Source organism: Micromonospora pisi (assembly GCF_003633685.1).
Taxonomy (GTDB): Bacteria; Actinomycetota; Actinomycetes; order Mycobacteriales; family Micromonosporaceae; genus Micromonospora_G; species Micromonospora_G pisi.
This window is the reverse complement of the sequence record NZ_RBKT01000001.1, coordinates 6538238-6553630: the sequence shown is the minus strand read 5'-3', so window position 1 is coordinate 6553630 and position 15393 is coordinate 6538238. Positions and strand designations below refer to the sequence as shown.

Annotated in this window: 11 protein-coding genes; 5 read left to right on the top strand and 6 right to left on the bottom strand. The window is 69.8% G+C overall.

Features of this window, described 5'->3' with window-relative positions; translation table 11 throughout:
- The first annotated feature begins 3 nt into the window (after positions 1-3).
- On the top strand, positions 4-525 hold the full coding sequence (locus BDK92_RS28185) for a GNAT family N-acetyltransferase (RefSeq protein WP_211349392.1): 522 nt from the start codon (positions 4-6) through the stop codon (positions 523-525).
- 91 nt (positions 526-616) lie between these two features.
- On the opposite strand, the gene BDK92_RS28180 is transcribed toward BDK92_RS28185, so the two are convergent.
- A complete protein-coding gene (locus BDK92_RS28180) occupies positions 617-1651 on the bottom strand; it encodes an aldo/keto reductase (protein WP_121159412.1) in 1035 nt (344 codons plus the stop codon).
- A gap of 56 nt (positions 1652-1707) precedes the next feature.
- Here BDK92_RS28180 and BDK92_RS28175 point away from each other — a divergent pair, with 56 nt between their 5' ends.
- Both BDK92_RS28175 and BDK92_RS28170 read left to right on the top strand, forming a co-directional pair.
- Complete coding sequence (locus BDK92_RS28175; RefSeq protein ID WP_211349391.1) at positions 1708-2139, top strand: MerR family transcriptional regulator; 432 nt, start codon at positions 1708-1710, stop codon at positions 2137-2139.
- Positions 2140-2272: 133 nt separating this feature from the next.
- Positions 2273-5392, top strand: a complete 3120-nt coding sequence (locus BDK92_RS28170; RefSeq protein ID WP_121159411.1) for a M14 family metallopeptidase — start codon at positions 2273-2275, stop codon at positions 5390-5392.
- Between the two features lie 70 nt (positions 5393-5462).
- Here the strand turns inward: BDK92_RS28170 and BDK92_RS28165 are convergent, their stop codons facing one another.
- From BDK92_RS28165 to glgC, 5 genes are all read right to left on the bottom strand, one after another.
- Positions 5463-6890, bottom strand: a complete 1428-nt coding sequence (locus BDK92_RS28165) for an aldehyde dehydrogenase family protein (protein WP_121159410.1) — start codon at positions 6888-6890, stop codon at positions 5463-5465.
- 142 nt (positions 6891-7032) lie between these two features.
- Positions 7033-7872, bottom strand: a complete 840-nt coding sequence (locus BDK92_RS28160; RefSeq protein ID WP_121159409.1) for an ABC transporter permease — start codon at positions 7870-7872, stop codon at positions 7033-7035.
- Positions 7869-8855, bottom strand: a complete 987-nt coding sequence (locus BDK92_RS28155; protein ID WP_170208711.1) for an ATP-binding cassette domain-containing protein — start codon at positions 8853-8855, stop codon at positions 7869-7871. Before BDK92_RS28155 ends, BDK92_RS28160 begins: the two co-directional genes overlap by 4 nt.
- Positions 8856-9018: 163 nt before the next feature.
- Entirely contained in the window at positions 9019-10665 is a 1647-nt protein-coding gene (gene pgm / locus BDK92_RS28150) for a phosphoglucomutase (alpha-D-glucose-1,6-bisphosphate-dependent) (RefSeq protein ID WP_121159407.1), read from the bottom strand.
- Positions 10666-10733: 68 nt separating this feature from the next.
- Positions 10734-11966 carry a glucose-1-phosphate adenylyltransferase gene (gene glgC / locus BDK92_RS28145; RefSeq protein WP_121159406.1) on the bottom strand — a complete coding sequence of 411 codons (1233 nt, stop codon included), beginning with the start codon at positions 11964-11966 and terminating at the stop codon, positions 10734-10736.
- Between the two features lie 72 nt (positions 11967-12038).
- Between glgC and glgA the strand changes: the two genes are divergently transcribed.
- Together glgA and BDK92_RS28135 are read left to right on the top strand one after the other, a co-directional pair.
- Complete coding sequence (gene glgA, locus BDK92_RS28140; RefSeq protein WP_121162654.1) at positions 12039-13271, top strand: glycogen synthase; 1233 nt, start codon at positions 12039-12041, stop codon at positions 13269-13271.
- A gap of 87 nt (positions 13272-13358) precedes the next feature.
- Positions 13359-15383 carry an alpha-1,4-glucan--maltose-1-phosphate maltosyltransferase gene (locus BDK92_RS28135; protein WP_121159405.1) on the top strand — a complete coding sequence of 675 codons (2025 nt, stop codon included), beginning with the start codon at positions 13359-13361 and terminating at the stop codon, positions 15381-15383.
- Positions 15384-15393: the final 10 nt, after the last annotated feature.

Sequence of the window (15393 nt, the reverse complement as noted above, 5' to 3'; positions counted from 1 at the left end):
TGGGTGCATGCCCCCACGCCCCTGACCCCCGCAGCCCCACTCATCCGGCCGGCCACCCCCGCCGACGTCGACCTGCTGCACCGCTTCATCGTGGAACTCGCCGAGGCGGAGCGGTTCCCGGGAGCCGTCACCGCCGAGCCGGAGGACCTGGCCAGGAGCCTCTTCGGTACGGAACCACCACTCGCCGAGGCGGTCGTGGCGATGGTCAACGGGGAACCGGCCGGGTTCGCCCTGTTCTACCCCACGTACAGCACCATCCTGGGGCGGCCCGGCCTGCACCTGGAGGACCTCTACATCTGCCCCGAACACCGTGGCGGTGGCCTCGGGCGGGCGCTGCTCGGGCACCTCGCCGACCTGGCCGTACGGCGCGGCTGCGCCCGGCTCGAATGGTGGGTGCTGCGCGACAACGAACCGGCCCTGCGGTTCTACGACCGACTGCACGCGCGGGGCCTGCACGAGATCGAGGTACGGCGACTCGACGGAGACGTGCTGCGGCATTTGGCGGCGACGTACTCCCGCGGTTGACCCCTGTTCCTCACCCCCACCGGCGACCGGCGCCGCCGAGCCTGCCCGGCGCCGGTCACGGGCGTTCACCGTGCGGAACGGAGGACCTTGCCTACGCCGTACGCCGGCGCCGTTGGGCGGGGTCGGTGAGCGACAAAGGGCGCCAGGCACCGTCGGGCGGGTAGACGTTGGTTCCGGGCGCGACGATTTCGTCGATCCGGTCGAGGGTGGCGTCGTCCAGGGTGAGCGACGCGCCCTTGAGCGCGGCGTCCAACTGCTCCATCGTGCGGGGACCGATGATCGTCGAGGTGACGGCGGGGTGTGCCACGGTGAAGGCGATGGCCAACTCGGGCAGCGTGGCGCCGATGCCGTCGGCGACCTCGACGAGCTGTTCGACAATCTCCAGCTTGGTGGCGTTGAGTGGGATCGACGGGTCGAACCGGGCCGGCGTGATCGACGGACGGCCGGTGGAGAGGTCGACCGGCTGACCCTTGCGGTAACGGCCGCTGAGGAATCCGGAGGCGAGCGGGGACCACACCAGCACCCCCATCCCGTACCGCTGGCAGGTCGGGAGGACGGACGTCTCGATCCCCCGGGCCAGGATCGAGTACGGCGGCTGTTCGGTCCGGAACCGGCCGAGCGACCGCCGCTCGGAGACGTGGTACGCCTCGACGATCTGCTCCGCCGGGAAGGTCGAGCAGCCGAAGGCGCGGATCTTCCCCTGGCTCACCAGGTCGGTCAGGACCGAGAGAGTCTCCTCGATGTCGGTCGTGTGGTCGGGGCGGTGCACCTGGTAGAGGTCGATCCAGTCGGTGCGCAGCCGCCGCAGGCTCTCCTCGACCTCCCGGAGAATCCAGCGCCGCGAATTGCCGCCCCGGTTACGCCCCTCCCCCATCGGGAAGTGCACCTTGGTGGCGAGCACCACCTCGTCCCGCCGACCCGCCAGGGCCTTGCCGACGATCTCCTCGGACTCGCCGGCCGAGTACATGTCGGCGGTGTCGACGAAGTTGATGCCCCGGTCGAGGGCGGAGTGGATGATCCGGATGCTGTCGTCATGATCGGCGTTGCCGACCGAGCCGAACATCATCGTGCCGAGGCAATGGACGCTGACCTCCATGCCGGTACCGCCGAGATATCGATAACGCATGGCCCGTACGGTAGGAGCTAGAGTCGACTCTAGGTCAAGCCCGTACCCTGGCCGTCGTGGAGAACAGCCCGACAACCAGCCCCGGTCTGCGCATCGGAGAGGTCGCCGAACGCACCGGCCTGAGCGTGCACGCCCTGCGCTTCTACGAGCGCGAGGGCATCCTGGACCAGCCCGTACGACGCGACAGTGGTGGTCGCCGGGTCTACGCCGAACACGACGTGGAGTGGCTGCACGTCTGCATCATCCTGCGCGCCTCCGGCATGCCCGTGCCGACCATCCGCCGCTACACCGAACTGGTCCGCCACGGCGCCGGCAACGAGGCCGAACGACTCACCCTGATGCGCGAACACCGCGAGCGGGTGACGCAGCAGATCGCCCAGCTCACCCACTCCCTCGACCTCATCAACCACAAGGTCGGCGTGTACGAGGACATCCTCGCCGAGCAGACCGACGGGGCACCGCAGGCGTGCGTCATCAACGCCGGCTGACGCCAGGCGGGCCGGTCGGAGCGGTCGGTCAGCGCCCGACGGAGGCCGGGGTACAACAACCGATCGAATCATTGACACGTCTGAGCCGGCACAGCAGGCTCGCGCGTAGAGATCCTTCGAACGAGGGGGCGCAATGCGCAAAACACGGCTGGCGATCGCCGGCGTGTTCACATTGGTCGGCGTGATGGTGCTGACCACACCGGTCAGCGCGGCACCACCGGCCGCGCCGGGCGGTGGCCACGGCAACCTTGAGGTGTACGTCGGCTCGGCCGACGCCAAACAGATCGACGTGCTCCGAAATAATGGTGTCGACGTCGGCCACGCGCTCGGCGAGGTCGACAAGTCCGGCAAGTCGGCCGTGCAGGTGGTGCTCACCAAGGAACAGGCCGCCAAGTTGGCCACCAAGGGTGTGCAACTGTCGGTCAAGAAGGTACGCGGCAAGGAGGCCTCCCGGGCGCTGCGCGAGCAGTCGACCAAGGGCTGGTCGGCGTACCGCTCCTACAGCGAGCCGGGCGGCCTCCGCGACGAGATCACCTCGACCGCGGCCCGGTTCCCCGCGCTGACCAAGGTCGAGACGATCGGCAAGACCACCCAGGGCAAGCCGATCCTCGCGGTCAAGGTGACCAAGAACGCCAAGAACATCGAGGACGGCAAGCGCCCGGCCGTGCTCTACGGCGGCGCCCAGCACGCCCGTGAGTGGATCACTCCGGAGATGGTCCGCCGGCTGATGCACCACGTGCTCGACAACTACGGCACCGACCCCGAGATCACCCGGCTGGTCGACACCACCGAGCTGTGGTTCCTGCCGGTGTCGAACCCGGACGGGTACGACTTCACCTTCACCGGGGACAACCGGCTGTGGCGCAAGAACCTGCGCGACATCAACGGCGACGGTCAGATCACCAGCGGCGACGGGGTGGACCTGAACCGGAACTTCTCCTACAAGTGGGGCTACGACAACGAGGGCTCGTCGGCCGACCCGTCCAGCGAGACCTACCGGGGGCCGGGCCCGAACTCGGAGCCGGAGACGAAGGCGCTCGACGGGCTGTTCCGCCGGGTCGGCTTCGAGTTCTACATCAACTACCACTCCGCCGCCGAGCTGCTGCTCTACGGCGTCGGCTGGCAGGTGGAGACCCCCACCCCGGACGACGTGATCTACGAGACGCTGGCCGGTGACGACGCCAACCCGGCGATCCCCGGCTACGACCCGGACATCTCCGCCGAGCTGTACCCGACCAACGGCGACACCGACACACACGCCACGGTCCGCTACGGCACGCTCGGCTTCACCCCCGAGATGACCACCTGCGAGACCGCCTCGAACTTGGACCCGAACGACGAGTGGCTGGCCGAGGACTGCGCCAGCGGCTTCAACTTCCCGGACGACGAGGACCTGATCGCCGCCGAGGTCGCGAAGAACATCCCGTTCGCACTCGCCGTGGGCAAGTCCGCCGCCACCCCGGACAACCCGGTCTCGGTGGTCGGTCGCAGCACCCCGGACTTCGAGATCGACAAGTTCGACGTCTCGTACGGCACCCGGCAGCCGGTGGCGACCATCGCCCGCCGGTCGCTGAAGAACGTCCAGATGCACTACGTCGTCAACGGCGGTCGCCCGAAGTCGGTCGAGGTCAAGGAATGGCGTGGTGGTGAGCGGTACGGCGACACCCACGACGACTACTACGCCGAGCTACGGGGCACGGTGACCGGCACCAAGCCGGGTGACCGGGTCGAGGTCTGGTTCACCGGCACCAAACCCAAGGGTGGTGGTCCCACCGCGAGTGAGCACTTCACGTACCAGGTGAGCACCGACATCGGTGGGGACGTGCTGGTGCTGGCGGTCGAGGACGTCACCGGGCTCAGCCCGGTCCAGACCGGCACCAGCGCCAAGTACGCCGACGAGGTGACCGCCGCGCTCACCGCCGCCGGCAAGACCAGCGACGTCTACGACTTCGACACCCGGGGTCGGAAGGCGGCCCACCCGCTCGGGGTGCTGTCGCACTACGACGCGGTGGTGTGGGAGACCGGCGACGACGTGATCCTGCGGGCGCCGGGACAGGTTGCCGGCACCACGGCGAAGGCCGCGTTCGACACCGAACTCGCCGTTCGGGACTATCTCAACGAGGGTGGCAAGCTACTCGTCAGCGGGAAGAACGCGCTTTTCGCGCAGTCGACGAACGGTTCGTACTACTACGCGCCGGGTGCCCCGCCGGAGTGTGCCGCGCCGGGCGGCGCCTGCCTGCCGATCCTCAACGATTTCCAGCAGTACTACCTGGGCGCCTACACGTACGTCAGTGGCGGCGGCCAGGACGGTGACGGGAACCCGTACCCGGTCGCCGGCAACGACGGTCCGTTCTCCGGGTTCACCGGCACGCTCAACGCGCCGGGTTCGGCCGCGAACCAGGACCACACCGCTTCGCTGCTGACCACGTCGAGCTTCCTGCCGGCGGACCAGTTCCCGCAGTTCGCAAGCTCGGCGGCGGCGGGCTGGGGTCGGCCGGGCGGTGCGCCGTTCGACCCGCGCACCGGCGGGTGGTACGTGTTCAGCGGACAGGCGGACGTGTCGTACAAGCGGTTGACCCGGACCGTCGACCTGACCGGCGCGACCAGCGGCGAGCTGCGCTTCTTCATGTCGCACGACATCGAGGCGGACTGGGACTTCGCCTTCGTCGAGGCGCACGAGGTGGGCACCGACAACTGGACCACGTTGCCGGACGCCAACGGTCACACCAGCACCAGCACCGGTGCCAGCTGTCCTGAGGGCCTGGTGGACGAACTGCACCCGCAGCTCGCCCACTACATCGGTCCGGACTGCTCGCCGACCGGCAGCACCGGTACGTGGAACGCCGCGACCGGTGCCTCCGGTGGCTGGCAGGAGTGGGCGGTCGACCTGTCGGCGTACGCCGGCAAGCAGGTCGAGCTCTCCATCTCGTACGTCTCCGACTGGTCGACCCAGGGCCTCGGTGCCTTCGTTGACGACACCAAGGTGACCAAGGACGGCGTCACCGTCGCGGAGACGTCGTTCGAGACGGACCTGGGTGGCTGGACGATTCCCGGCCCGCCGGCTGGTTCGGTGCCGGGTTCGAACGACTGGTCGCACGGCCAGTCGGCGTTCGAGGAGGGTTCCGCGGTGGTGACCGCGGACACCGTCTACCTCGGCTTCGGCCTGGAAGGGCTGGCCCCGGCGGCCCGGGACGACCTCGTCGCCCGGTCGCTCAACCACCTTCTCGGCAGCAGCACCCCCGCACGCCCGTAGCGAAAGGAAGGGCCCCTTATTAACGCATAGCGTTAATAAGGGGCCCTTCCTTTCGCGCAGGTTAGGGTGATCAGCGCTGGATGGACTTGGTTTCCAGGAACTCCTCGAGACCCATCCGGCCGAACTCGCGGCCGTTGCCGGACTGCTTGTAGCCACCGAACGGGGCGAACGGGTTCCACTGGCCGCCGTTGACGTCCACCTGACCGGTACGCAGCCGCCTGGCGACCGCGAGCGCGTGCTCGCCCTCACCGAAGACGCCGGAGGTGAGACCGTACTGGGTGCTGTTGGCGATCTCGACGGCCTGGTCCTCGTCCGCGTACGGGATGATCGTCAGCACCGGGCCGAAGATCTCCTCCTGGGCGATCACGGAGTACGGGTCGACGTTGGCGAAGATCGTCGGCCGAACGTACGCGCCCTTCTCCAGACCCTCCGGCCGCCCCGGTCCGCCGTACACCAGGGTCGCGCCGTCGGCGATGCCGCGCTCGATGTAACCGGCGACCTTCTGCCGGTGCTCCTCCGAGGCCATCGGACCGATCCGGGTGGTCTCGTCCGTCGGGTCACCCACGGTGTACGCGGCGGCAGCGGCGACCACGAGCCGCACGATCTCGTCGTGCCGGGCCGCCGGGACCAGCATCCGTGGCCAGGCCCCACAGACCTGTCCACCGTTGCTGAACGCCATCATCACTCCCTTCTCGGCGGCGTCGGCGAGATCGGCGCCGTCGAGGATGAGGTTCGCCCCCTTGCCGCCCAGTTCGAGGGTGACCCGCTTGACCGTCTGCGCGGCGACCGCGGAGATCCGCCGACCGGCCCGGGTGGAGCCGGTGAACGACACCATGTCGATGTCGGGGTGGGCGGAGATCGCCTCACCGACGACGGCGCCCTCGCCGTACACGACGTTGAAGACTCCCGGCGGCAGCCCCGCGTCGGCGGTCACCTCGGCGAGGATCCGCGCGGTCAGCGGTGCCACCTCGGACGGCTTGAAGACCATGGTGTTGCCCGCCAGCAGGGCGGGCGCGAGCTTGGACACGATCTGCTGTAGCGGGAAGTTCCACGGCGTGATCGCGCCGACGACGCCGATCGGTTCGCGTACGACCAGTGAGGTGCCGACCTCCTCGGTCCAGGCGAAGTCGGCCGCGAGGGCGGTGAACGACTGTGCGACCGCGACCGGGAAGACGACCTGGGCGGTACGGGACATGCTGATCGGCGAGCCCATCTCGGCGGTGAGAGTGGTGGCGATCTCCTCGGTCCGGGCCTGTAGCCCCTCGCCGATGCGGTTCAGGATGGCGGCGCGGTGTGCCGGAGAGGTGGCGGCCCACCCGGGGAAGGCGGCACGCGCGGCGGTGACGGCGAGGTCGACATCGGCGGAGGAGCCGGCGGGCACCTCCGCGACGATGTCACCGTTCGCTGGGTTTGTGACGGTAATGGTGGCTTGCTGGGATCCGGCGACGATCTCGCCGTTGATCCAGTGGCCGGGTACGGCCCGGGTCGACGTAGTCATGACTCGACTGTGCGACGGCCGGGCGGAACCATCCAGGTACTAGCAGTCCGGGGATATCCGTCATTTATCCACGTACTGCCAGTCCCCGGATAATCCCCACATGTGCCCCGCCGATTCCGCCGAGAACCTCGGAGTGACCGACCTACCGCTTGTTGCGGTAGAGGTACATGGTGACCGGGCCGAAGATCCCGACCAGGACCAGGCAGGCGAGCAGGACCGCGCCGATCTGGCCGGCGGTGGCCGTACCGGCCATCAGGCCGCGGACCGCGGTCGCCGCGTGACTGATCGGGTTGGCCCGAACCGCCGCCTCCAGCCAGCCCGGCATGGTGTTCGGGTTGACGAAGATGTTGCTGCCGAAGGTGAGCGGGAAGAGCACCAGCATGCTCACCCCCAGCACCGAGTTCTGCGTCCGCAGCAGCAGGCCGAACATGGTCCAGACCCAGGTCAGGCTGAACGAGAAGAGCAGCACCAGGAGCACCCCGAGCAGCACGCCGATCGCCCCGCCGCCGGGACGGAAGCCGAGGAGCAGCCCCAGTCCGATGACCACGGCCGAGGCGAGGGCGTAGCGGAGGGCGTCGCCGAGCAGGGCGCCGACGATCGCCGACGGCCGCCAGATCGGCAGCGTACGGAACCGGTCGAAGATCCCCTTGGTGATGTCGTTGTTCAGCGTCATCCCGGTGTACATGGTGATCATGACAACCGTCTGGAGCAGGATGCCCGGCAGCAGGTATTGCAGGTAGTCGCGGGGTGAACCGGCCAGCGCGCCGCCGAGCAGATAGGTGAAGATCAGCGTCAGCATCACCGGGAAGATGGTCACGTCGAAGAGCTGTTCCGGCACATGCCGGATCTTGCGCATGGCCCGCCAACCGAAGGTCACCGAGGCGGAGAACGCGCTCGGACGGGGCGGGCGCGACCGGGTGGCGAGCACCGCACGCAGCGCGTCCTCGTCCACCGGACGGGCGATCGTCGTCGTGCTGGTCATGCCGCCACCTCCTCGGTGCTCTCCTGGGCGCCGTCCTCGGCGCGGTGGCCGGTCAGGGCGAGAAAGACCTCGTCGAGGCTCGGCTGCCCGAGCGAGAAGTCGGTGACCGCGAGCCCGGCCCGGGTCAGCTCGGCGAGCGCGGTCGCCACCCGCGCCGGGTCGGCGACCCGGGCCGAGAGGGCGAGCGGGTCCGCCTCCAGCACCACCGGCACGCCGAGCGCCTCGGTGAGCACCAGCTCGGCGGCGCTCCGCTGCTCGGCCTCACGCAGTCTGACCCGTACGGCGCCGGCCCCGACCGACGCCTTGAGCTCACCACTGGTCCCCTCGGCGATCACCCGCCCGTGGTCGATCACCGCGATCCGGTCGGCGAGCTGGTCCGCCTCCTCCAGGTACTGCGTGGTGAGCAGCACGGTGGTGCCGGAGGCGACCAGCGCCCGGACGATGTCCCAGACCTGGTTGCGGCTGCGCGGGTCGAGACCGGTTGTCGGCTCGTCCAGGAAGAGCAGGTCCGGGGTGACCACGATGCTCGCCGCGATGTCCAGCCGACGCCGCATCCCGCCGGAGTACGTCTTGACCAGCCGCCCGGCCGCCTCGGTCAGCCCGAACGCGGCGAGCAGTTCGTCAGCTCGCCGCCCCGCCGGGCCCCAGCCGAAGCCGAGCAGGCGGGCGAGCATCAGCAGGTTCTCCCGACCGGTCAGCTCGTCGTCGACCGAGGCGTACTGCCCGGTCAGACCGACCCGGGCGCGCACCGCGTCGGCCTCGCGGACGATGTCGTGTCCGAAGACCCGCCCCGCGCCGCCGTCCGGGCGCAACAGGGTGGCGAGCATCCGGATGGTGGTGGTCTTGCCCGCGCCGTTCGGCCCGAGGAATCCGTAGACCGTGCCGGCCGGTACGGCGAGATCAACACCGTCGACCGCCCGGTTGGCGCCAAATATTTTCACAAGTCCGGACGTTTCAATTGCGAGATCCACACTTGAGTTCAAGAAACCGTCCCCCAACGGGTAGGTCGTCCAGGGCCGCGTCGCACGCCCCTCACAATGACTCGACCGTTATACCAACCCGCTGGGACATTCAGCCGCTTAAAAGCGAAAGGAAGGGCCCCTTGTTAACGCACAGCGTTAACAAGGGGCCCTTCCTTTCGCGTGGTCAGGCTTTGTCGAGGACCTCGGTGACGAGGGCGCGGGCCTCCTCCTGGATCCGGGTCAGGTGCTCCGGTCCCTGGAACGACTCGGCATAGATCTTGTAGACGTCCTCGGTGCCGGACGGGCGGGCGGCGAACCAGCCGGATTCGGTGGTGACCTTCAACCCGCCGATCGGCGCCCCGTTGCCCGGCGCGTTGGTCAGCGTCGCGGTGATCGCCTCACCGGCCAGTTCGGTCGCGGTCACCTGCTCCGGCGACAGCTTGCTCAGCGCCGCCTTCTGCGCCCGGTCGGCCGGGGCGTCGATCCGGGCGTACGCCGGCTCGCCGAACCGGGCCACCAGATCGGCGTAGTGCTCGCTCGGTGACCGGTCCGTACTCGCCTGGATCTCCGCGGCGAGCAGGCAGAGCAGGATGCCGTCCTTGTCGGTGGTCCAGACCGAGCCGTCGTGGCGCAGGAATGAGGCGCCCGCGCTCTCCTCGCCGCCGAACCCGACCGAGCCGTCCAGCAGCCCCGGGACGAACCACTTGAAGCCCACCGGCACCTCGATCAGGGTGCGCCCGAGGTCGGCCGCGACCCGGTCGATCATCGAGGAGGAGACCAGCGTCTTGCCGATCGCGGCCTGCGGGGACCACTGCGAGCGGGTCCGGAACAGGTGCGCGATGGCGACGGTCAGGTAGTGGTTCGGGTTCATCAGTCCGGCGTCCGGCGTGACGATGCCGTGCCGGTCGGCGTCGGCGTCGTTACCGGTGGCGATCTGGTAGTCGGCCCGCGCGGCGATCAGCGAGGCCATCGCGTACGGGGACGAACAGTCCATCCGGATCTTGCCGTCCCAGTCCAGCGTCATGAACCGCCAGGTCGGGTCGACGGCCGGGTTGACCACGGTCAGCTCCAGCTTGTGCCGTTCGGCGATCTCCCCCCAGTAGCCGACGCTCGCCCCGCCGAGCGGGTCGGCACCGATCCGCACCCCGGCCGCCCGGACCGCCGCGAGGTCGACCACCGAGGGCAGGTCGTCGACGTACGCGCCGAGGAAGTCGTACCGGTCGGTGGTCTGCGCCGTCCGGGCGCGCGCGTACGGGATCCGCTGGACCCCGGCGAGCCCGTCGGTCAGGAGCTGGTTGGCCCGGTCCTGGATCCACCGGGTGGCGTCGGTGTCCGCCGGCCCGCCGTGGGTGGGGTTGTACTTGAAGCCGCCGTCGGTCGGCGGGTTGTGCGACGGGGTGACCACGATGCCGTCGGCCAGGCCGCTGGTACGGCCCCGGTTGTGGGTCAGGATCGCGTGTGACAGCGCCGGGGTCGGGGTGTAGCCGTCCCGGCTGTCGATCAGCACGGTCACCCCGTTCGCCGCCAGCACCTCGAGCGCGGTCACCATCGCCGGTTCGGAGAGCGCGTGCGTGTCCCGGGCGAGGAAGAGCGGGCCGTCGACCCCCTGTTCACGCCGGTATTCGCAGGTGGCCTGCGTGATCGCGGCGATGTGGTCGGCGTTGAACGCGGTGTTCAGGCTCGACCCGCGGTGCCCGGACGTGCCGAACGCGACCTGCTGACCGGGGTCGGTCGGGTCGGGATGCTCGGTGTAGTACGCGGTGACGAGGTGCGGTACGTCGACCAGGTCAGCGGGTGACGCGGGCTGACCGGCGCGGGCGTGGACCGACATCGGCGTGTTCTCCTCCTGGCTCTGGCGCGGAGCCTGCTGTGCTGCGGCGCCGGGTGTATGAGCTGACCTTACGGCTCGACCCGGTGGCCCTTTCCGATGACGACGATCCCGGCCTCGGAGACGGTGTAGCGGGTCCGGTCACGCTCCAGGTCCACGCCGATCTCGGCCCCCTCGGGGACCACCACGAACTTGTCCAGGATCGCGTTGCGCACCACCGCGTGCCGGCCGATGTCCACGCCCTCCATCAGCACCGAACCCTCGACGTGCGCCCACGAGTTGACCCGGACGTTCGGCGAGACCACCGAGTTCTCCACCAGCGCCCCGGAGACGATCACCCCGGGTGAGATCATCGAGCCCACGGCGCGTCCCACCCGCTCCTGCCAGCCGTGCACGAACTTGGCCGGTGGCCACGGCGGGTGGTCGGTGTAGATCGGCCAGGCCGAGTTGTAGAGGTTGAAGATCGGGTGGATGGCGATCAGGTCCATGTGCGCCTCGTAGAACGAGTCGAGCGTCCCGACGTCGCGCCAGTAGCCCTGGTCCCGCTCGGTGCTGCCCGGCACCTCGTTGTCGCGGAAGTCGTAGACGTTCGCCTCGCCCCGGTCGACGAGCATCGGGATGATGCTGCCGCCCATGTCGTGCCGGCTGGACTTGTCCGCCGCGTCGCGCTCGACCGCCTCGCAGAGCACCTTCGTGGTGAAGACGTAGTTGCCCATCGAGGCGTAGATCTCCCCCGGCGAGTCCGGCAGCCCCCGGGCGTCGGTGGGCTTCTCCCGGAACGCCTGGATCCGGCGGCCGTCGGGCCCCACCTCGATCACACCGAACTGGTCGGCCTGGTGCAGCGGCTGGCGGATCCCGGCGACGGTGACGCCGGCTCCGGAGGCGATGTGGTCGGCCACCATCTGCCGGGGGTCCATCCGGTAGATGTGGTCCGCGCCGAACACGATCACGTAGTCCGGCTTCTCGTCGTTGATCAGGTTGAAGCTCTGGTAGATCGCGTCCGCCGAGCCGGCGAACCACCAGGGTCCACGGCGCTGCTGGGCGGGGACCGGGGCGACGTAGTTGCCGAGCAGGTTCGACATCCGCCAGGTCATGGTGACGTGCCGGTCGAGGGAGTGCGACTTGTACTGGGTCAGCACGACGATCTTGAGGTAGCCGCCGTTGGCCAGGTTGGACAGGACGAAGTCGATCATTCGGTACATGCCGCCGAACGGCACGGCCGGCTTGGCCCGGTCGGCGGTGAGCGGCATCAGGCGCTTGCCCTCGCCGCCAGCCAGGACGATGGCGAGGACCTTCGGCGACATGTACCGACGCTAACCACACCCGGCCGTTCGCACCAGTCGTACGAGGCAACAGGCTGGACTAGTGTGCGGAACGTGGCCGAAACCGCTCCCGACGACGGACGACTCCGGATCGACCTGCTCACCCGCGAGTACCCGCCCGAGGTGTACGGCGGGGCCGGAGTGCACGTGGAGTACCTCGCCCGGGAACTGCGCCGCCTGGCCGACCTGCGGGTGCACTGCTTCGGCTCGCCGCGTACCGGCCCAGACGATCCCGCCGGGGTGACCGCGTACCCGGAGCCGGTCGAGCTGGCCGGCGCCAACCCGGCGCTGCGCACCATGGGAGTCGACCTGGCCATGGCCGCCGGATGCGCCGGCACCGACCTGGTGCACAGCCACACCTGGTACGCCAACCTCGCCGGCCACGTCGCCAAGCTGCTGCACGGGGTGCCGCACGTGGTGACGGTGCACAGCCTGGAGCCACTGCGGCCGTGGAAAGCCGAGCAGCTCGGCGGCGGCTACGCCCTCTCCTCCTGGAGCGAACGGACCGCGCTGGGCGCCGCCGACGCGGTGATCGCGGTCTCCGCCGGCATGAAACGCGACCTGCTCGCCGCCTACCCGGAGGTGCCGGCCGAACGGGTCCGGGTGGTCCACAACGGGATCGACACCCGGCAGTACGCCCCGGACCCCGGCACCGACGTACTGCGCCGCCTCGGCGTGGACCCGGACCGCCCCAGCGTGACGTACGTCGGTCGGGTGACCCGGCAGAAGGGCCTGCCGTACCTGCTCCGGGCGGCCCGGTCGCTGCCGCCGGAGACCCAACTGGTGCTGCTCGCCGGTGCCCCGGACACGGCCGAGATCGCGGCCGAGGTGGAGTCGTTGGTGGCGGAACTGCGCGCCACCCGGGACGGGGTGGTCTGGGTGGCCGAGATGCTGCCCAAGCACGAGGTGATCCAGGTGTTGAGCCACACCACGGTCTTCGCCTGCCCGTCGATCTACGAGCCGATGGGGATCGTCAACCTGGAGGCGATGGCCTGCGAGACCGCCGTCGTCGCCACCGCCACCGGGGGCATCCCCGAGGTGGTCACGGACGGGGAGACCGGTCTGCTCGTCGGCATCGAACAGGCCAACGACGGCACCGGCACCCCACTGGCGCCCGAACGCTTTGTCGCCGACCTGGCGGCGGCGCTCAACACCCTGCTCGCGGACCCCGACCGGACGGCCGCGTTCGGCCGGGCGGGACGGAGCCGGGCGGTCGAGCACTTCTCCTGGGACGCCATCGCCGACCGGACGATGGGGGTCTACCGCTCGGTGCTCCCGCTCACCTGATCAAGAAAACCGCTCCGGGCTGCGGTGCGACCGGACGATCGGATTTCAACCGGGCGGCCGGGCGGCCGGGGCAGTAGGTTGGCAACCGTGACGGGACGGTTTCCGATCGAAGAGATCACCCCGGCGGTGGCGTGCGGTCGCTACCCCGCCAAGGCGGTGGTGGGCGAACTGGTGCCGGTCAGCGCGCGGGCCTACCGGGAGGGGCATCGGGCGCTCGGCTGCAACGTCGTCTGGACCGGCCCGGACGGGGTGTCACGACCGTTCACCCGGATGCGCCCGGACTGGGACGACCGGTGGTACGCGAACATCGTGCCGGACGCCGTCGGCGCCTGGACGTACGCCGTCGAGGCGTTCGACGACCCGTACCTGACCTGGCGCGACGCGGTCACCAAGAAGACCGCCGCCGGGCAGGACGTGGCCGAACTCGGCAACGACCTCGCCGAGGGGGCGGCGTTGATGGACGCGGCGTCGGCGCTGGTCCCGCCCGACGCGCAAGGCGACGTGAAGGCCGCCGCGGCGGCGCTGCGTGACCCGGAACTGCCGCTGCACCTGCGGCTGCGCCCCGCCCTCGACCTGGCCGAGCTGCTCTGGGAACATCCGGTACGACGCCTGGTCACCCGCAGCGACGACCATCCGATCTGGACCGACCGGCCACGCGCCCTCTTCTCCGCCTGGTACGAGTTCTTTCCCCGCTCCGAGGGGATCGCCCCGCCGTCCGAGGGCAAACCGGCCGAACACGGCACCTTCGCCAGCGCCGCCAGCCGGCTGCCGGGCGTCGCCGCGATGGGCTTCGACGTGCTCTACCTGCCGCCGATCCACCCGATCGGCCGGATCAACCGCAAGGGCCGCAACAACTCCCTGACCGCGTCGGCCGACGACGTCGGCTCGCCCTGGGCGATCGGCGCCGCCGAGGGCGGACACGACGCCATCCACCCCGACCTCGGCACCATCGAGGACTTCCGCCGGTTCGTCGCCTCGGCCAACGAGGTCGGCCTCGAGGTCGCGATGGACCTGGCACTTCAGGCCGCGCCGGACCACCCCTGGGTGACCGAACACCCGGAGTGGTTCACCACCCTCGCCGACGGGTCGATCGCGTACGCGGAGAACCCACCGAAGAAGTACCAGGACATCTACCCGCTCGACTTCGACCGGGACCCGGAGGGAATCCGGGCCGAGATCCTGCGGGTGGTCACCCACTGGGTCGGGCAGGGCATCCGGATCTTCCGGGTGGACAACCCGCACACCAAGCCGTTCGACTTCTGGCAGTGGCTGATCCGCGAGGTCAAGCGCCTCGACCCGGACGTGCTCTTCCTCGCCGAGGCGTTCACCCGGCCGGCCGTCATGCACGGCCTCGGCAAAATCGGGTTCACCCAGTCGTACACCTACTTCAGCTGGCGCAACAGCGCCGACGAGCTGCGCGAGTACTGCGCCGAACTGCTGGCGGCGGCGGACTACATGCGGCCGAACTTCTGGCCCAACACCCCGGACATCCTGCCCGAGCCGCTCCAGCACGGCGTACCGTCGATCTTCAAGATCCGTACGGTGCTGGCCAGCCTCCTCTCCCCCTCCTGGGGCATCTACGCCGGCTTCGAACTCCTCGAACACGAGGCGCTGCCCGGCGGCGAGGAGTACCGGGACAGCGAGAAGTTCGAACTGCGGCCCCGGGACTGGACGGCGGCCGAGTCGCAGGGGCGGTCCCTGGCCCCGTTCATCGCCCGGCTCAACGCCGTACGGCGGAGGAACCCGGCGCTGCACTGGCTGCGCAACCTGCGGTTCCACCACAGCGACAACCCACAACTGCTCTGCTGGTCCAAACGGGACCCGCAGACCGGCAACACCGTGCTGGTGGCCTGCTCGCTCGACCCCTACCACGCCCAGTGGGCCAACCTCAGCCTCGACCTGCCCGCGCTCGGGCTGGACTGGTCCGACCGGTTCACTGTCTACGACGAACTGAGCGGCGCCCGGTACGAGTGGGGCCAACACAACGTGGTCGGCCTCGACCCGCACCAGCCCGCGCACGTCTTCACCGTGCGGCACCCCGGTACACCGCCGACCACCGCGCCGAGCGCACCCGCGCCCGCCCCCGCCCCCGCCCCCGAGACGACGAGATGACGCCGCTGAT